Origin of the sequence: Bacillus sp. MMSF_3353 (assembly GCF_030733445.1) — a bacterium.
Classification (GTDB): domain Bacteria; phylum Bacillota; class Bacilli; order Bacillales; family Bacillaceae_G; genus Bacillus_A; species Bacillus_A wiedmannii.
In genome coordinates this window covers 1-17,801 of sequence record NZ_JASHJA010000047.1, presented here as the reverse complement: position 1 = coordinate 17,801, position 17,801 = coordinate 1, and the positions used below count along the sequence as shown (strand labels likewise).

16 protein-coding genes and 1 pseudogene are annotated in these 17,801 nt (G+C 32.3%); 9 read left to right on the top strand and 8 right to left on the bottom strand.

Annotated features, from left to right (window positions below; all coding sequences use genetic code 11):
* Nucleotides 1-102 precede the first annotated feature (102 nt).
* Complete coding sequence (locus RBB48_RS29935; RefSeq protein WP_306008707.1) at nucleotides 103-1,206, top strand: GerAB/ArcD/ProY family transporter; 1,104 nt, start codon at nucleotides 103-105, stop codon at nucleotides 1,204-1,206.
* Nucleotides 1,203-2,330 (top strand): Ger(x)C family spore germination protein, encoded by a 1,128-nt coding sequence (locus RBB48_RS29930; RefSeq protein WP_306008706.1) that lies wholly within the window; start codon nucleotides 1,203-1,205, stop codon nucleotides 2,328-2,330. Before RBB48_RS29935 ends, RBB48_RS29930 begins: the two co-directional genes overlap by 4 nt.
* A 203-nt stretch (nucleotides 2,331-2,533) precedes the next feature.
* Here the strand turns inward: RBB48_RS29930 and RBB48_RS29925 are convergent, their stop codons facing one another.
* From RBB48_RS29925 to RBB48_RS29915, 3 genes are all read right to left on the bottom strand, one after another.
* Nucleotides 2,534-3,814 (bottom strand): purine/pyrimidine permease, encoded by a 1,281-nt coding sequence (locus RBB48_RS29925; protein ID WP_306008705.1) that lies wholly within the window; start codon nucleotides 3,812-3,814, stop codon nucleotides 2,534-2,536.
* A 127-nt stretch (nucleotides 3,815-3,941) separates the two neighbouring features.
* Entirely contained in the window at nucleotides 3,942-4,391 is a 450-nt protein-coding gene (gene cynS / locus RBB48_RS29920) for a cyanase (RefSeq protein WP_306008704.1), read from the bottom strand.
* Nucleotides 4,392-4,422: 31 nt separating this feature from the next.
* Complete coding sequence (locus tag RBB48_RS29915) at nucleotides 4,423-5,004, bottom strand: beta-class carbonic anhydrase (RefSeq protein ID WP_306008703.1); 582 nt, start codon at nucleotides 5,002-5,004, stop codon at nucleotides 4,423-4,425.
* Nucleotides 5,005-5,171: 167 nt separating this feature from the next.
* Between RBB48_RS29915 and RBB48_RS29910 the strand changes: the two genes are divergently transcribed.
* Complete coding sequence (locus tag RBB48_RS29910) at nucleotides 5,172-5,603, top strand: Lrp/AsnC family transcriptional regulator (RefSeq protein ID WP_306008702.1); 432 nt, start codon at nucleotides 5,172-5,174, stop codon at nucleotides 5,601-5,603.
* Nucleotides 5,604-6,279: 676 nt separating this feature from the next.
* Entirely contained in the window at nucleotides 6,280-7,050 is a 771-nt protein-coding gene (locus tag RBB48_RS29905) for a class I SAM-dependent methyltransferase (protein WP_306008701.1), read from the top strand.
* 482 nt (nucleotides 7,051-7,532) lie between these two features.
* Here RBB48_RS29905 and RBB48_RS29900 read toward each other — a convergent pair whose 3' ends face one another.
* Together RBB48_RS29900 and RBB48_RS29895 are read right to left on the bottom strand one after the other, a co-directional pair.
* On the bottom strand, nucleotides 7,533-9,413 hold the full coding sequence (locus RBB48_RS29900) for an ABC transporter permease (protein WP_306008700.1): 1,881 nt from the start codon (nucleotides 9,411-9,413) through the stop codon (nucleotides 7,533-7,535).
* Entirely contained in the window at nucleotides 9,400-10,167 is a 768-nt protein-coding gene (locus RBB48_RS29895; protein WP_306008699.1) for an ABC transporter ATP-binding protein, read from the bottom strand. Before RBB48_RS29895 ends, RBB48_RS29900 begins: the two co-directional genes overlap by 14 nt.
* A 252-nt stretch (nucleotides 10,168-10,419) precedes the next feature.
* On the opposite strand from RBB48_RS29895, the gene RBB48_RS29890 reads away from it, so the two are divergent.
* The 3 genes and pseudogenes from RBB48_RS29890 to RBB48_RS29880 form a co-directional block, all read left to right on the top strand.
* On the top strand, nucleotides 10,420-11,094 hold the full coding sequence (locus RBB48_RS29890) for a response regulator transcription factor (RefSeq protein WP_097861634.1): 675 nt from the start codon (nucleotides 10,420-10,422) through the stop codon (nucleotides 11,092-11,094).
* Nucleotides 11,091-12,119 carry a sensor histidine kinase gene (locus tag RBB48_RS29885; RefSeq protein ID WP_097861633.1) on the top strand — a complete coding sequence of 343 codons (1,029 nt, stop codon included), beginning with the start codon at nucleotides 11,091-11,093 and terminating at the stop codon, nucleotides 12,117-12,119. Before RBB48_RS29890 ends, RBB48_RS29885 begins: the two co-directional genes overlap by 4 nt.
* A 75-nt stretch (nucleotides 12,120-12,194) precedes the next feature.
* A pseudogene (locus RBB48_RS29880) lies at nucleotides 12,195-12,356 on the top strand (IS4 family transposase); the annotation flags it as partial.
* A gap of 740 nt (nucleotides 12,357-13,096) precedes the next feature.
* Here RBB48_RS29880 and RBB48_RS29875 read toward each other — a convergent pair.
* Together RBB48_RS29875 and RBB48_RS29870 are read right to left on the bottom strand one after the other, a co-directional pair.
* The gene (locus RBB48_RS29875; RefSeq protein WP_154698409.1) at nucleotides 13,097-13,270 is read right to left on the bottom strand and encodes a hypothetical protein; all 174 of its coding nucleotides are present in this window, start codon (nucleotides 13,268-13,270) and stop codon (nucleotides 13,097-13,099) included.
* A gap of 561 nt (nucleotides 13,271-13,831) precedes the next feature.
* A complete protein-coding gene (locus RBB48_RS29870; protein ID WP_306008698.1) occupies nucleotides 13,832-15,184 on the bottom strand; it encodes an ABC transporter permease in 1,353 nt (450 codons plus the stop codon).
* Between the two features lie 369 nt (nucleotides 15,185-15,553).
* Between RBB48_RS29870 and RBB48_RS29865 the strand changes: the two genes are divergently transcribed.
* Both RBB48_RS29865 and RBB48_RS29860 read left to right on the top strand, forming a co-directional pair.
* A complete protein-coding gene (locus tag RBB48_RS29865) occupies nucleotides 15,554-16,318 on the top strand; it encodes a DeoR/GlpR family DNA-binding transcription regulator (protein ID WP_086422586.1) in 765 nt (254 codons plus the stop codon).
* 19 nt (nucleotides 16,319-16,337) lie between these two features.
* On the top strand, nucleotides 16,338-16,958 hold the full coding sequence (locus RBB48_RS29860) for an HAD family hydrolase (RefSeq protein WP_306008697.1): 621 nt from the start codon (nucleotides 16,338-16,340) through the stop codon (nucleotides 16,956-16,958).
* Nucleotides 16,959-17,317: 359 nt separating this feature from the next.
* Here RBB48_RS29860 and RBB48_RS29855 read toward each other — a convergent pair whose 3' ends face one another.
* Nucleotides 17,318-17,734, bottom strand: a complete 417-nt coding sequence (locus RBB48_RS29855; RefSeq protein WP_306008696.1) for a DUF1259 domain-containing protein — start codon at nucleotides 17,732-17,734, stop codon at nucleotides 17,318-17,320.
* Between the last annotated feature and the right edge of the window lie 67 nt (nucleotides 17,735-17,801).

Below are 17,801 nucleotides of genomic sequence, written 5' to 3'. Positions count from 1 at the left end.
AAGAGCTAAAAGATTCTTTTGTAAGATTTCCTATTTCCATGATCACCACCCGCTCGAGTACAGGACAGCCGAAACAAAAAAAGAAAAAAGAAGGTGGTTCGCATGGGAAATAGTAAATTCCAAAACATAACTTTATTTGAATTTATTATTTTCATTCATTCACTGCAACTAGCATCAGGAATGCTAATTATGCCAAGCCCACTTGCTACTACTGCTGGCACAGATGGCTGGATTTCAATCATTCTTGGATGGATTGTTACTTCTATAATCGGCGTATTTATTATATTAATGTTACAAAAAAATCCTGACAAAAATTTCTCACAAATCTTAAAAACATACTTTGGTAAATGGATAGGGACAATTCTTTTTCTTTTATACGCCTTTTATCTATTTTTTGCTGGGTTTAATACTTTATTAAAGGCAACTGATATTGTAAAAGTGTGGATATTCCCTTCCACTCCAGCTTATCAAATCGCCATATTATTACTATTACCTTTTATTATTTTAGCCCTGAGTGGGTTAAGGTCCCTTACTAGTTATTCTATGCTTGTTTTCTTCTTCACTACTTGGATGCCACTATTTCTTCTTTTTTCATTAAAGAGTATGTATGCTCCTTTACACCTACTACCTATTTTTAAAGATGGCTTATACCCTATTGTAAAGGCAACGAAAGAAACCATTACCCCTTATGCCGGCTTAGAAATTGCATATTATATATATCCGTTCTTACAAAAAAAACAAAAAGCTATAAAGGGACTACTAATAGCGAATACTGGAACCATGTTTTTCTATCTATATGTGACTATTCTTTCTTATATATACTTTAGTCCTGAGGGGATAAAAGACGTAATTTGGCCAGTATTTCATCTGTTAAAAGGAGTTCGTTTTTCTTTCATAGAACGATTAGAAATTATATATATCGCTTACTATTTAATTGTATTTTCCACTACAATATATCCATATTTATTTTTCAGTTTTGAGTCTGTGACCATTTCACTTCAAAAAAACGCTCGCAATTGGGCGTTGGTTGGTTTTATGGTATTAATAGTCGGCTTATTTATTTTTCTAAATCCCAATGTGGATCAATATTTATTTATATATTCTCTTATGGATATCTTAAATATCATTTTCTTTATTCTATTACCAATCTTATTTTTCGCTTACAGCATTCTTTTTGCTTGGGTTACTAGGAGGAAACAACTTTGATTCGAAAATGGATATGGATTGTAATTTGTTTTGTATATTTAATTGGTTGTAGTCAGAGAATTCCTCTTGAGAAGGTTTCATTAATCCTGTTAATTGGCTTGGATAGAGCTCCTAATGGAGACATAAAAGTTGGCACAAGCATCCCACTCTTTCATCATAAACAGCAACAAAGTACTATAGAGCATTGGACCCAGGCATCAACTGTATATAATGGCTTCAGTAAGATAGATACAAAGTTAACGGGCTATATGACAGCCTCCAAAGCTGAAATTATTTTAATTGGGAAAAAATTGGCGCAAGAATCAAATTGGTTGCAGGAACTTGATTCTTCTTACCGTGATCCTTACGCTACCATTAATGCTAAAGTAGTACTTGTAGATGGACCTGTAGAAGAAATTTTTACAATTAATAAGCCAGATAAACCATCACTACCATCTTATATAAGTAGTGTAATCGAATCCTCCATTCAAAATAATCAATCCGTTTCTTCTACGATTCAACAATTAACGAGAGAACAAAATGAAGAAGGAATGACACAAATTGTTCCAGTTATCAAAAAAACAAAGAATGAAATTGACACGATAGGAATTGCACTTTTAGATCGACAAGGAAAATATTTAACTCGTATCCCTAAAAAAGATGTTAAGTTCTTCAATCTTATAAATAAGTCAAAAAATACAGGCCGGATCATACTACACCTTGCGCTTCCTCCTAAAAAGTCCAACAAAAAAATAAACACTTCTATCTTCGTACAGAATGCGACAAGGAAGATAGATGTTAATTTTAAAAACGGAAAGTTTGTATTTAATCTCAATATAAACGCTAATGTAGCTTTAATAGAAAAAACCAATGCGAATTTAATTAAGGAGCATTATGATAATAAAAAAAATATAAATAATTTAGAAAACGCTATCGAAAAAGAAATTAATAAGGAATTACAAAATATGTTGTATGAAATACAGCAGAATAAAATTGATCCAATCGGATTATCCCTATATGCTAGAGCTTTTCAATATAAAGAGTGGAAAAAACGAAAAAAAGATTGGTTGCAAGCGTTAGAAGAGGCTAAAATAAATGTAAAGACACATGTCAAAATAAAAGATACCGGAACCATTAGAAATTAAAGGTTCTGTTGCTATAAAAACTTGAAACCAACGAACGTTTCTTGGAGAGTAGATGCAATCTACATGGGGCTATCATACATACCTGTCAATCTAAAATGTTGTAGTAGCCCCCAAAACCATAATTTTCTTTTTTGGAAAATCTGAAACTTGATGATAGTATTCATAATAATGAATACTATATTATGAAAAGAGTAACAAATCCTTTACTTTTTCCAAAACTGTTCCAGTAGAATGACAATCATGGTACCCACGAGTAATCCATTACTTAAAACATATTCTAAGAAAGAAGGAATTCCGCTAAATGCGCTTTCTGGAAGAAACATTATGCCTAAACTGATTAATAATGTAATTCCTAATATAGTTAATCGGTGTTGATTTAATTCTTCACGTAAAATCGATTGAAATGAAATGCCTATTACTTGGACAAATGTTGCTAAAAGTGCAGCATTAGCAATAGGGCCTGGAAGCAAGGATATAAAGCTTACAATTGAGAGAATAAAAGAAATTCCTGCTAATATAAGACTTGCTATAAGGAATGAATTCAATTTTCTTTGTCCTGTTAGTTGAATAAATCCCGCTGATGCAGGTAATGGTACAATTCCAATTGTAGAGAATAACGATGAGATAATATGTGATATACCTCCGACCCATACACCACGGTTGAGTGTTTGCTTTTCATTTTCTTTAGATACGGGAGCTACTTGTTTTACAGCTGAAATAGCCGCAATTGTATTTGCAACTAAAAGAAATGTAAATAAAGTTGCAGTTAGGGTCATTCCAATATCGAATCTAGGTGTCCCCCAAGCGAATATCTGTGGTAACTTAACTAGCTGTGTGTGTGAAGGCATATGAGATGATTTTCCTAAAACAGCATACAAAAGCCAACCAAATGAGATTCCAAGTAACACAGCGTAACTTTTCATCCATCCTTTCCCTTTAATTGATAAGAAAGTAATAAGGGCAAAAACAAAGAGTGCAATAGTAGCTGTTGGATAGTCAGGATGAGTTGCAGATCCTTGTAATCCCATCATTCCTTTTAGTAACACACCACTAAGCTGAAGTGCTAAGATTAAAAGAAAAGTCCCTGTAACTAAAGGGGTAAATAAACGTAAGATTCGATGAACAAGCCCTGTTATACCAAGAACGAAGAGTAATATACCTGCAATAATTAATCCACATTCTAAAAGTTGCAACACGTCTTTTGCACTTTGTCCCTGATGCATAGCAACTTGTCCCAGTATGACAAATATACTTACCCATGAACCGGCTGGACCATCCGCTATGGGATAGCGATGCCCAAACCATGCTTGTATAAATGAACTTATTCCCACGACTAAAAAAGTTCGCTGCATTAATGTTGAAATATCTTCTACTGATAAATGGAATATGCCACCAATAATGATAGGCAATGCAATTGCATTTGCTAATAAAAAAACAAACCACTGTAGAATATTAAAGCTTGTATTAAAGTATTTTTTATTCATATTATTCTCCTTTACCGAAAAAGAATCTCATAGTAAAAATCCATCCTTTCTATACAGTTAAATTAAAAAGGATGGATTTTGTAACTCTATAAAATCACTTTAATTATATAGATAGATTTTTGATTAATTACCATGTACGGAACGGTAAGAATTTCCCGTTAAGTGTAATAACGATACGAGGATCGCCACCTTTTGGATCTTCTTGTGTATCTACACCTAGATTGAAGTTAATTGCACTCATTACACCTTCACCAGCTTTTTCTAAGATTAATTCTCTAAGAGTTGGTGCGTATTGCAACATCATTTCATATAATCGATATAAGATTGGGTCAGTAGGAGGCATTTGCATTACTTGACCTCTAAGTGGAACTACTGTTAATGCCTGAACTATTTCTTCATCTAATTCTAATAGTTTACCGATTTTTTCTGCCTCCGGACGTGTCATTGTAGCCTGCCCCAATAATGCTGTTACAACCCAAGTCTCAGAGTTTTCACTTACTTTTGAAATTTCTTCCCATGTTAAACCTTTTGCGATTTTTGCTTCCATAATTTTTTGCGTAGCTTCTATTCTATTCATATCTAATAACTTCCCTTCATTTAAGTAATAATTAATGTTTCATACCATTTAATGTTTTATATCCATCGACTACTAAATCTAATTTACCTGTGTGAGGATCAATAACTAAACCATGTACAGGAACATCTTTTGGAATAAGTGGATGGTTTCTTACTAAATCAACATTAGCCTGAGTCGAATCACAGACATCATCGAATCCAAATAACCATTTTTCAAGGTCAACACCAGCATATTCAATAGCTGATAGAATTTCTGGTGAAGCTACTCCACGGTCTAATATCTTTTGAATTGTTCCTTTGGGATTAGTGTGACTCGCTCCACATCTATGGTGTCCGATAAGAAAGATTTCATCTGCATTTAGATCATATACTGATGCTACAACACTTTGCATAACACTATCGAAAGGAGAAGCAATCTTACCACCTGCATTTCTGATAACTTTTGCATCTCCATCGTGTATATCTAAAGCTTTTGGAAGTAGCTCAATTAAACGAGCATCCATGCAAGAAACAACAACCATACGTTTCTTAGGAATTTTTTGGGCTTCACTGGGGGCGTATTCCTTATTTTCGACAAATTTTTCATTGAACGATAAAATATCTTGTAATAACATATTTGTAACCTCCTTTAAATCTAGATGTATTTTTTTGTTGCGTCCTCTGTGTTATAAGTAAATATAACTGATAAACAATGCGATGTAAGAGGATAAACTTAGTATAGTGAATTGTATCGATAAGCTGAATAAGTTGGCGAAACACTTTCTGCTTTTCTACTTTCACGATGAAAGGATTGGTTTATATTATTGATCAAACAGATTTTGAGATACTGAAATTATTAGGAGAAAACTCAAGAATACAATGGAAAGAACTAGGTCAAAAAATACATATGACGGGGCAGGCTGTAGGAAATAGAATTAGGAGATTAGAGGATTTAGGGATTATTGAACAATATACAATCGCAATAGACCGAATCAAACTAGGACAAACCGTGACTGCATTTGTTACTTTGTTTGTCACATCAGCTAATCATCAAGAATTTATGGATTTCTTTCAAAAAGAAGAAGAAATTTCTGAAGTACATCGTGTAAGTGGTGAAGGATGTTATTTATTAAAAACACATTTTTCTTCTAATGAAGAATTGGATAACTTTCTAGGGAGACTATTAAAGTATGGGAATTATCGTGTTAACCTATCAATAGGAAAGTTAAAATAAAGTCTCTTTTCTTCGGAGGGGATATATTATTTTCCAATCCCTATTCGTATAGAGATTAGAAAATCGTTTAATTTTTATCTTAAATAGTCAGAGCCTTACTACAATTTGTGTGTAGTAAGGCTTTTTAAAGTTATTTAAAAAATGCGAGTCATTCTATTCAACAATCGTGTTGAATTGTTTGGGGAAATATGAGACGATTTTTTCAAGTGAATCATAAACAATTTTGCTTAATAACAGGTATACATCTCATTTCTTTAAGAGCTATTCTACGGAAGTCTCAAGGGATACCGTAGAATAGCCCTCCTATCATTAAGTTAGTATACAAGGACACCTTTGTTAGAGTTAACGGGTTTATCACGTAAAGATTCTAATGAATACGCTAGTAATTTTGAATATCTTATGCTGCTGATAGGTATTTTTATTTGCTATTTTGTGGAATTCACGGCCAGCTTATGGGTTAATAATTAATTTACGGCCAATTTATGATTCCAATAGATAATTATCTGCAAAAATAAGTGCTTTCTGGCCAACTTATGCTTCCAACTGCGGTCAATTTATAGGTAAAGTGACATTAATTATTTGTTAATAGTTAAAAAATAACCTTATACGTGAGGATTGATAAAAGTATCTTATAACGAATAAGTCCATATGTGAAAAATAAAAAGGAATGGTGCTAATGGGAAATAAAACCAGATATCAGACATGGATTCGAAGGAAAAAACTGATTGTATTTTTGATAAGCTCAATAATTTTTCTATTAATAACATTATTGCCTATTACTTTCTATCTGCGAATCCTATCAGGGGTTATAGCGATACCTTTTATTTATATAACATTTATACTTTCTTATTCTACTTACCAATTCGCAGCATTCGGAGAGGATTACCAATCAAAAATACATGATTTAATTGTTAAAAAAGTAAATTGGGATGGAGAAGGAAAAATATTAGATATAGGAACAGGTAGTGGGTCATTGATTATTAAGCTTGCAATGGCTTTTCCTAAATCCTTTTTAACTGGAATTGATTATTGGGGAAAGAATTGGGAATACTCACGGGATCAATGCCAACAGAATGCTAAAATAGAAGGTGTGTCTGGTAGAATTGATTTTCTAAAAGCAAGTGCCGCCGAGCTCCCTTTGCAGGATGATGAATTTGATATAGTTGTAAGTTGCCTAACATTTCATGAAGTAAAAGATACGAAAAATAAAATAGAAGTAATTAAAGAGGCTTTAAGGGTATTAAAACCTGGTGGCGAATTTATCTTTTTAGATTTATTTATGGATGAAAAAATATTTGGGGATATAGAAGAGCTCTTAAATGACCTAGAGAAACTCGATATTTCTAAATTGAATAGCTACAAGCTTGCTGAAGAAATGAAATTACCAAGGCTATTATTAAATAAAAAAGTATTGGGGAATGCAATGATTTTGAGTGGAAGAAAATAGAAGTGTACTAATTGCTTGCTAAAATAGCGAAGATTTCTTTAAATAAAGGTAATTGGTTTATTTAACAACGTGAAGTAACTCTATATTTTTTAATTAGTAAGTGACCTTAGACTTATTTAAGTAATCAAACATAAATTCTTTAAAATAGTGTAGCAAAGCACTTTACATAAAAGCTAATTTTTTTGCATATTTTTTTCTGAAGCACTAGTGATACCTCATTGCTATCAAGTTACGGTTTTTTAGGACTTCCTAAGCAAAAGATTTATTTCTCTATAATTAGTAATTTTGAGAAATCAGTTCATTTTTTGTTTTTGAGATGCTTACTTTTCTTAAGTTGATAGGTATGGAATCACCATATCAACAAAGGCAATTGTACGTTAATACATATTTTGGGAACAGGTTAATTAACTCACTGTTCACTATCCATCTGGTATTGTTAAATATATTAAACCACCTCCTGATATTCGCGAGGTGGTTTATGTCTATTTATTCACAATACTATTATATGAATTAATGGTTAATACATAGTAAAGAAGGTAGATCACACCATATGTTATCACAGCATAAATAAATGAAATGATATCTTGCTGTATGTCCATGCTATATTGTAAGGATACTGACATTGTTAACATGGCGGCATTTAGTATCCCAATAATTAGCGGAAGGAAAAATATAAATAGTGTTTGTTTTACTATCGTAGTCCGTACTTCTTTTTTATTTACACCAATTTTTCGTAAAATTTCATAACGATTTTTATCTGAATGTGCTTCTGTTAGCTGCTTGAAGTATATAATACTTCCTGTTGCAACTAGTAAAACTAATGCTAAAGAGCTAACTACAAAGATTTTCATTCCTGCAAGTGCCTTTATTTTTTTATACTCTTCATAGAACGTACGCATATGCGTATCCTGCCCAGCTAATTTCATTACTATCTTAGATGTTTCGTCTGTTGTTTTCTCATCTTCCACTTTATAAGCTTTGTATGTGATTGGACTGACTTGTTTTGCAACAAGATTAAACATCGCATCGTCAACGACAATATATAAAAGCTCCGTTCCAGAGGTTAGTTGTATCGATTTTTTTTCGAGTTTCTCGAGTTTAAAAGTATAATTCCCCTCAGGTAGCTGAATATTCACTTGTTGTCCCGTGAAATTAGGAACTGGTTGGTTAAAAAGGTATTTTTTAAATGCGATAGCTTGCTCACTAGCTAGTTTTGGTATATCCCCTAATTTTAGAACTTTGTTCATTTTATGAAATCCATTTTCTGAGATCAAGTTAACGGAAAGATCATCTTTATCTTCGAATGGTGCTGAAGTACTCCCTTTCACTTGAATAACCGGGATATCTAATTGTGCTATAATCGGATGATCTTTGTCTTTTGAAATAACCCGTTTGATTTGATTGTCAGATGTTTCGTCTTTTGAAAGATGAATATAGCTAAAAGGAGCTGTTCTATGAGCATCTTTTTCAGTAATCGAGTATTCAGAGAAACTTGCCATGAGATATGGCAGCGCTGCTGTAATTAGTAATGCGATAACTGTAAGCATAAGGGCATTTCCTTTTATACGATACAACAAGTGAGATGTTCCAATGATGTTAATTCCTTTATAGTAGTTCGGTTTATTGTTTTGTGCACGTTTTAGCAAATACACAGTTAAAGAACGAAATAATAAATACGTTCCAATCGCAACAAGAGGCATAGAGAGCATTGCTGCCCCGTTAAACATAAGCCAATAACTACTTACGAGTAAAATAATCGAAACTACGGCAGAAACGATAGATGCTTTCGGTACTTTCTCCCCTTTTTTATCTGCTTGGAATAATTCAATTAATTTAAAGCGATAAATTAAAAGATACGATTGAAGAGATGTAAAAATTGTAATGACCGTAAATGTAATAGTGGTAGTCATAATTGCTTCCATTGGAATACTAAAACTTACATCGACCGGAGCCCCTACGAGCTTAAGAAGCAACATGATAAACAATCTGGATAATATGATGCCTAATACGAGCCCGCATATTAAAGTGATAGCCCCGATAATTACATTTTCAAAAAATAGCATTCTTGCGATGTTTTTTTTTCTCACACCAAGTAGGGAGTACATACCTACTTCTTTTTTTCGTTTTCTCGTGAAAAATGCATTAGAATATCCGATGAAAACTGCTACGAATCCTATTAAAACGAAAGAGGTTTGTGACATTGTACCTTCTATATTATTAACGGCGTTTTTAATTTCTGGTGTATACAATAATGAGTTGAAAGTATAGCAAATCACGACACTAATCACCATAGAGAAAATGTAGAGAAGGTAGTTGTTTAAATTGCCTTTAATATTTTTTTTCGCTAAACTAAATAACGTCACTTGTACCACCTCCAAGAATGGACAAAACATCTAAAATCTTTTTGAAAAAATCTTTGCGGGAAGAATTCCCCTTTACGAGTTCGGTAAACAGCGTACCATCTTTAATAAATAAAACGCGTTTACAATAGCTAGCTGCAAAAGCATCATGTGTTACCATGAGGATGGTTGCGTTATCTTCTTGGCTTAAATTTTGCAAGCTCTCCAATAAGTCTGCTGCCGATTTTGAATCGAGTGCACCAGTCGGCTCGTCAGCTAATATTAAGCTGGGTTTAGACACCATTGCACGTGAAGCAGCTGTACGCTGTTTCTGTCCCCCTGAGATTTGATACGGGTATTTGTCTAAAATAGAACGAATACCAAAGCGCTCTGAAATCTCATTAACTCTGTTTTCTATTTCTCGTACATCCATTTTTGCCAGTGCAAGTGGCAACAATATATTATCTTTCACTGTTAACGTATCTAATAAATTATAATCTTGAAAAATGAAACCGAGTTTATCCCTTCTGAATGCAGATAATTGTCCTTCTTTCATATTTAGTATGCTCGTTCCATCAATCAAAATCTCACCGGATGTCGGCCGATCTATGGTCGCCAAAATATTTAAAAGTGTGGACTTTCCGGCACCTGAAGGTCCCATAATCCCAACAAACTCACCTTCGCGAACAGTTAAATCAATATCATGTAATGCAGTAAACGTATTTCCTTTTGCTCCATACATTTTTTTAATTTGTTTTGCGTCTACTATTAATTTCATATATATTTCCTCCATTAAAGAAGTTATTTTTTCTTTCAGGCTTTATTCTATATGATGTAACCCTTCAATAACCTTACAGTTGCTTATGTTAACCTTACAGTTCTGTCACCTTACAACAAATATCCCCTTTTTCTTAATTTTTCCCACTATAATGTGATATAGACGATTATGCCATCGTAATTTAATGTAGCAGTATGAACACATAACATATAACACAAATTATCATTAATATAAGATTTTGGGGGAATAACCATGAAAATTATGATTATAGAAGACGAAAAAACGATTAGAGATATGTTAGGAGAGACAATAGAAAAATGGGGATTTACTACAGTAAAGGTTGAAAATTTCGACCAAGTATTATCAATTTTTCTTAAAAATAGTCCTCACCTTGTACTAATGGATATTAATTTACCATCATTTGATGGATTTTACTGGTGTAATAAAATTAGAGAAACTTCAAAAGCACCGATTATTTTTCTTTCATCTCGTAATACACCAATGGATATGGTAATGGCGATGAATATGGGCGGTGATGATTTTATTAATAAACCGTTCCACACAGATGTGTTAATGGCAAAGGTTAATGCGCTCCTTCGTAGGACATATACGTATATAGAAGACATAGAAGTGCAAGTTATTGAGCATGATGGAATTGTGCTGAACCTTAAATCCTACAATCTGTCTTATGGGAATGAAACGATTACAATAACAAAAAATGAATTTATTATTTTAAAACTTCTCATGCAAAATAAAGGAACCGTTGTAAGCCGAACAAAGATAATGCGCAGTCTTTGGGCTGATGAAAGATTCGTGGACGAAAACACCTTAACCGTTAACATTACACGGATACGGAAGAAAATTACTGACCTCGGTAAGAAAGGCTTTATTACTACTAAGAAAGGATACGGGTATATCATTTTATGAGTTTTTTTCAATATTTAAAAGATAAACGATTCTTTTTCATACTGTACTTCATATTAATGTTGTTTGTTTCATTAATTATGGTTATAAATGATAGTCGGAATCTTGTGATTAAAAATCTGTTCTATACTCACGTTATTTGTTTCCTTTCCGTAAGTCTGTATATTACTATTGGATATTATTATCGGAGATCTTTTTACCTGGAGCTAAATAATCTAATAGAGAATCAACAGGAAGACTTTCCTATAGAATTGATTGAACCACAAAATTATCAACAAGCTTTATATGTCAAAATGATAAAAATAGTACAGGATAATCATTCTAAGCAACTTCAAAAGTTGATTCACGAGAAAGTGGATCACCAAGATTTTATTATGTCCTGGGTTCACGAGGTAAAGCTTCCAATTGCCGCAAGTAATTTACTCATCGAGAACAGTACGGGAAAAACAGTAGATTTTCTTATAGATAAGTTTGAAGATGAGCTGAACAAAATTGATAATTATGTGGAACAGGCTCTTTACTATTCACGGATTGACTCGTTTTCTAAAGACTATTTCATTACAGACGTACAGTTGAATCAAATCATTAAACAAAGTGTAAAAAAATATGCCAAAATCTTTATCACGAAACGAATTCACTTTCATATGGCGGAAGTGCAGAAATTCGTTCAAAGTGATAGTAAATGGCTTGCATTTATCATCGACCAAATTACTGCAAATGCTTTAAAGTATGTAAATGAAGGTGGAGAGATTTTTTTCCGTTTTGAGGAGGATCATGAAGAAAAACGATTGCTTATTCAAGATACAGGCATTGGGATAAAGCAAGAAGACATACATCGTGTGTTCGAAAGAGGATTCACCGGTTCTAATGGAAGAACACATACAAAATCTACTGGGATGGGACTATATCTTGTAAAACAAATGGTTCTGAAATTGGGACATGATATTTCTATTCAATCACAAGAAGGAAAATATACAAGTGTTACCATCCATTTCCCAAAAATAAGAAATTACTATCATTTCCTGTGAAGAGTAGAGCAGGAATGCTGTTAGTATACTTTTAAAAATTATTAAAGTATTTCTATGTGTATAAAGAGTTACCCCATAGAGAAAGACATCCAAAGGTTATCAATGGTTCTAATTCGCCTTTTTAATCACCTACAGCAAAACGGGCGAAAATCTCATCGATATGAGAAAAAAATTGTCTTTAATATATTAGGTGCCGTTTCCGCTTGTACCATGTCTGATAATCAAGCGAAAATTTAATTAATGTGTAATTCGTTTTAACATATACGAATTACACATTAATTAATAAGGAAACAAAGAATGATTCCCTTTTATTAAACCGGAAAAACTTCAATTTTTGTTGGATGTGAAAACCTACGTTCTAATTCTCTTTTAATCATATTAACAGCAAAAACCTCTGAGGAGGCATAAACTCTAGCTACCTTTTTTATAGCAGTATTACCCGTGACTAAAATATAACTTACCGAATACGATGAAATCATATATTCACCCTTTCAATGTAGCATGTTGTTATAATATATGATCCTTATCTTAACTCTATGAAAGAAATATAAATTAATATATTTTTAAACTTCGCTTGTTTTTAACCAGTGCTAACTTTCTCGTAAGCACTATAATTATTAAAGGTTTTTAATGCAATTATGACTTTAAAATTTACAAAATTAATATAAAGTTTCCTTTTTAATTTATAACATGTGCTTAACTAAATATTAATGAAAAAAAGGCCTCTTTTCTCGTTGAAAAGAGGCCTTTTACCGTATCATATTAAGTTATTTGGGTACTAGTAATAGTAAGTAATGTACTGGGATACAATTTATTTACTATGCAACTAAGTATAACATGTATATATTATAAAAGGCTGTGTCAAATTTACGAATAAATATAGTATCAAAAATACTTATAGCTAACTAAGTACTGAAGTTAAACTATTTTCATACTTCTGCAGTTGACTAAAATTCAAATGAAACGTTAAATTGAGACTAATTATCCAATGTTCTTATCTCTTTGGGAGTATCTTTGTATTTTTTATTTTCTTTCAACAATCTATAAAACTCATTTTTTAATACATTTTTTTCGCGCTCTAGTTTCTTTTGATGCTTAGTCAATTCATTTATACGCTTCGCACTTTCTTGTATTTTTAAATACATGCTCATGATTAACCTCCCAATAAATTATGCTTAAATATATGAGGTTCTTGTACAAAAAATACGGTGAAATTTTTTCTACAAAGGAAGCTTTTCTCTGGTAGTCATTATAGCCTTGCTATCTGGAGTTTGTGTAGAGATATAAAAACTTCATAGGAAAATTATCTTTACTTCATATCAGCTTAGGTGCATGAGATAATTTATATGCATAATAACACTAAAAAGAAAGAGGTAAACAAGATGTCACTTTAAACAAACATTTATTCTTTCTTTATTAGATGTACAACTGTGAATTGCTCATCATTCGGATTATAGTCGCATACAAGTAAAAAAACACAAATTAAATTCAGCACCGTACTCAAATAAGTACGCAAGTGTAAATAAAGGAAATTAGACATTTATACTTGTATATAAATTAACCGGTTCCTTATATGTTAAGGAACCGGTTGTTGACTTATTAAAAAAAGTTATATTTTATTAATTACTTCCTGGGTCTTTAGATTCCACTTCACCTTCATTATATTCTTTAGCAGTACTGAATCCTGAATTCCCACCTTCAATAAATTCTCCTTATTCGTCTTTTAATAAAATCTGTTTTGGATTTAAACGAAGAATGGATAATGCCGGAAGAATCGTTCCTAGCATAGCGATTCCTAATCCAATCCCCCCTACTTTTCCTAAATCTTCAGTTGAAATACTTACCTCGATATTATCAACCGGATCTACGTCTGCAGCAGGGTTACCACTTAATTTTGCTATAGGATCTTCCGGTTTATCTTCATTCTTTGCTATTTCACTAGATAACAGATTATCACCCACTTTTTGAGAAACTTTCTCTCCTGTTACTAAAGATAAACCAAAAGCTAATACAGCAATACATAATACCTCAACTAGTAGTTGACCCATTAACTTCCACTTTTTCTCGCCTATAGATAACAAAATTCCCATTTCTTTTCTACGTTCCTTAATAGAGAGCATAATGATTAATCCTAAAATCGTTGCACCTGCAATAGACACCATAATTACAATCGTTTTCGAAAAAGATGCAATATTTTCGATTGGACCAATCATCTGTTTATAAACGTTATCTTGTGCATCTAATTCATAGTACGCTGGTAACCCCAATTTTTTTGCTTCTTCTTTAAATGCATCAATATCCTTAGGATCCTTTAATGAATAGATTGCATTTTCCAGTGAATTCATAACAGAATACGGTACATATATTTGATTAGCAGGCTCTAATAAAGCAAAAGATTGTCCCCCAAAAGATGGAGCCTCTTCTTTAGACTCATATATACCTATAATTTCTAGCTCTTTCGTGGTAAGTTCCTCATCCATTACTTCACCTATCTGCAATTTATCACCCACTTTTAAATTGTTTTTTTCAGCTAGTTTTTTTTCAATCATAGCAACGTTTTTTCCTACTGTTTTTGACGTAATTCCCTCTCCTTCGACAAGTTTTAATTTTTTTTCTTGAGCAGCTTCTAATAAAGAAAAGTCTCTAACACCCTGTAAAGTGAAATTTAAATTATTATTTGGACCAAATGATTGAGCTCCTCCAGATGGTTCGACATTATGAAGCTCTTTCAGCTCAGCAATAACACTTTTTAGATAATTATAGTGATCTAAATACTTAGAGTTCTTTAATTTATCAGCTTCTTTTTTTTCGATACTTGGTACCTTTCTTGCTTCATCAGCATTTTGATTACTGTTTTGTTCTTCCAAATACTTATTTATATCGATTCTTAAGTTGATATCAGCTCCTAATTGTTGCCTAGCCAAATCTGTTGCTTTACTGGATGCACTTTGAATCGTAAAACCAGCGAATACCAAATTAGTAACAACTAAAAAAATAGCAAGTAATATAAGTGACTTTCCCTTTCTTGATTGTAAACTCAAAAATGATCGCTTGATAAAGTTCATGTTCTCTAACCTCCTTGATGCCATAGTATTGTATTAGTCTGGAGTTTATATGGGGATTGTCTAGAGATATGTGGAGTTTATATGAGTTTCTGGTACAAAAACTTCAAGATAATTGCAAGTAACCTTTTAAATTTGAACATATAAACTGTGATTTTGACCATAACCTTGCTACTTTGGAAAATTTATGCTTTCAACGATAAAATTTTAAATCCATCATAAAATCGCTTAAAATTATAAAGGCATTAAAAATAAGGTTTCACCAAACCCACTTAATAACACTTAATTATAGGAGCGTTATCGCACATTATAACTTAAAATAACTTGCTTAATAACTTACTTTAACTTAATATATTCTTATGGAGGTTACTTATGAATCAAGAAGAACGATTGATACGAGTCTTTAATTATTTAGAAACAAATAAAACTATGAATATAAAAAAAATGTGTGAAATGTTTCATATCTCAAGAGATACTGCAAGAAGAGATATAGTAAAACTTTCAAAAAACAAAGCAATAGTTAGAACTTATGGCGGAGTGGCTTTAGCTACTTTTCATAAGAAAATTGATACTTATCAAGTGCGGTCACAGACTGAATTAGAAACGAAAAAATCGATTGGAATGAAGGCTGCAAATATAATTGCAAACAATGACATGATTTATTTAGACGTTTCAACAACTGTCAACTTTGTAGCGCAACATTTACAATCAAAGAACGTAACTATTGTGACGAACTCTATTGATACTGCTTATATGTTAGCTCAATCTGAAGATACGACTATTCACCTTTTGGGAGGAACTTTAAATAAGGTTTCTCGACATACTACAGGGACTTCGACCACTGAAAAACTCAAAGATTATCACTTTGACAAGGTATTTATTGGAACCGCAGGTATTACAGAAGACGGGATATACTATGGTTTTGAAGAAGATATTTATTTCAAGCGTGAATTAATAAAACATGCTGATCAAGTTATTTTAGTGGCAGATCACACTAAATGGAATCAGCGACGAAATTATAAGGGTTTAACGCTTGAATCTATAGACACATTCATTACAAATCAAGTTATGTCTAGTGATTTATATAACACTTTGAAAGAAAACGGTGTTGAAGTAGTAATTGCAAGTGAAGATTAAAAAATAGGGAGGCTTTATTTTGATTACATCTCTTGTTTTTGACGTAGACGGCACAATTTTAGACACAGAAAAAGCAATACTAAAATCCTTACAAAAAGTTTTAAAAGAAGAACTAAAGAAAGATTATGCGTTACAGGATTTAAGATTCGCATTAGGAATTCCTGGAAAAGAAACCTTAAAAAAATTAAATGTACAAAATATAGACGTTGTTCATCCGAAATGGTGCGAATTTGTACTAGATTTTTCCCATGAAGTTTCGGTGTTTGAAGAATTAGAGGCCGTTATTAAAGAGTTATCCCTTAGTAAATTAAAGCTTGGGATTGTTACATCAAAAACTAAGCAAGAATTAATAGATGAGTTCGAGCCATTTGATCTAAGCGGTCATTTTGAACATATAATTTGTGCGTGTGATACGGATAAACACAAACCACACCCTGAACCATTATTAGCTTGTTTGAAACAATTAGATGTTCCTAATAATGAGTCAGTATACATCGGAGACTCTATATACGATATGCAATGTGCGAAAAGTGCTGGTGTTAAATTCGCACTCGCTTTATGGGGTTCAAAGACAAAAGAAGGTTTTGAAAAAGCTGATTATATATTAAATTCCCCAAAAGATATTTTGGATTTAATTTAATCAAGTTTCTTACTAATAAAGACATTTAGTTATAGGATTAGCGAAAGAAATTCGGTTATTATTGGTGCTATCTTTCAGTGAAGGCTTTATTGATATTCTAGTTTTTTTAGCATAAAAACACCTTAACTCTAGTTACCTTTATGGTTCTTATTAAAGTTTCGGCAAGTTTATGGGTTAATAATTAACTTACGGCTATTTTATAGGGGTCACCATATATGCGCATCAACTTAAGTAAACAAATCCCATCCCAAAACGATAAAATAAGCTTTTTGAATGCTTTCCAGATCGCTTAGCTGGAGGGCATTTTTTGTTCACATGATTCTTGATATAGGAAAAGAATAAATATGATTTACTTAACATTAGCTCCCATTATCAGCAATTGGATAACTACTTAAAACTGAAAAGGAATTTGCCAATTTTTTTGCAAAACTCAATGGTGATTCAACAGATTGGATATGAATATACATAATCAATGGTTTCATATATAACCAATGATTATGTAATGCGCTAACAATAATCCCTTGTTGAACAATCGATTGCATAAATAAAGGGCTTTCTTCTTGTAAAATAGCGATTTCTCCAAAGTTCAATGCATTGCCACTTTGATCTAACGATTCGAAAGATATCCCAACCGGTATCACTGAGGTGCTTGGTCGTCCTTGAACAAACACTTTAATATTACGACGCAAGGAGACAGAACAAACACCCTGATTTAAGTTACTTTTTCCATTAAGAATTTTAGCAAATTGTTCACAAAGGAAATTAAGATTGTTCATAAATCTGATGCCCCTTCCTTATCAGATAAAAGTTATTTCATAAATATTAATACTTGCCCATTAGCTT

Coding starts and splice junctions, on each gene's coding strand:
- RBB48_RS29935 (WP_306008707.1), top strand. CDS start 103: ATGGGAAATAGTAAATTCCAAAACATAACTTTATTTGAATTTATTATT.
- RBB48_RS29925 (WP_306008705.1), bottom strand. CDS start 3,814: ATGAATAAAAAATACTTTAATACAAGCTTTAATATTCTACAGTGGTTT.
- cynS (WP_306008704.1), bottom strand. CDS start 4,391: ATGAATAGAATAGAAGCTACGCAAAAAATTATGGAAGCAAAAATCGCA.
- RBB48_RS29915 (WP_306008703.1), bottom strand. CDS start 5,004: ATGTTATTACAAGATATTTTATCGTTCAATGAAAAATTTGTCGAAAAT.
- RBB48_RS29910 (WP_306008702.1), top strand. CDS start 5,172: ATGAAAGGATTGGTTTATATTATTGATCAAACAGATTTTGAGATACTG.
- RBB48_RS29905 (WP_306008701.1), top strand. CDS start 6,280: ATGGGAAATAAAACCAGATATCAGACATGGATTCGAAGGAAAAAACTG.
- RBB48_RS29895 (WP_306008699.1), bottom strand. CDS start 10,167: ATGAAATTAATAGTAGACGCAAAACAAATTAAAAAAATGTATGGAGCA.
- RBB48_RS29890 (WP_097861634.1), top strand. CDS start 10,420: ATGAAAATTATGATTATAGAAGACGAAAAAACGATTAGAGATATGTTA.
- RBB48_RS29885 (WP_097861633.1), top strand. CDS start 11,091: ATGAGTTTTTTTCAATATTTAAAAGATAAACGATTCTTTTTCATACTG.
- RBB48_RS29875 (WP_154698409.1), bottom strand. CDS start 13,270: ATGAGCATGTATTTAAAAATACAAGAAAGTGCGAAGCGTATAAATGAA.
- RBB48_RS29870 (WP_306008698.1), bottom strand. CDS start 15,184: ATGAACTTTATCAAGCGATCATTTTTGAGTTTACAATCAAGAAAGGGA.
- RBB48_RS29865 (WP_086422586.1), top strand. CDS start 15,554: ATGAATCAAGAAGAACGATTGATACGAGTCTTTAATTATTTAGAAACA.
- RBB48_RS29855 (WP_306008696.1), bottom strand. CDS start 17,734: ATGAACAATCTTAATTTCCTTTGTGAACAATTTGCTAAAATTCTTAAT.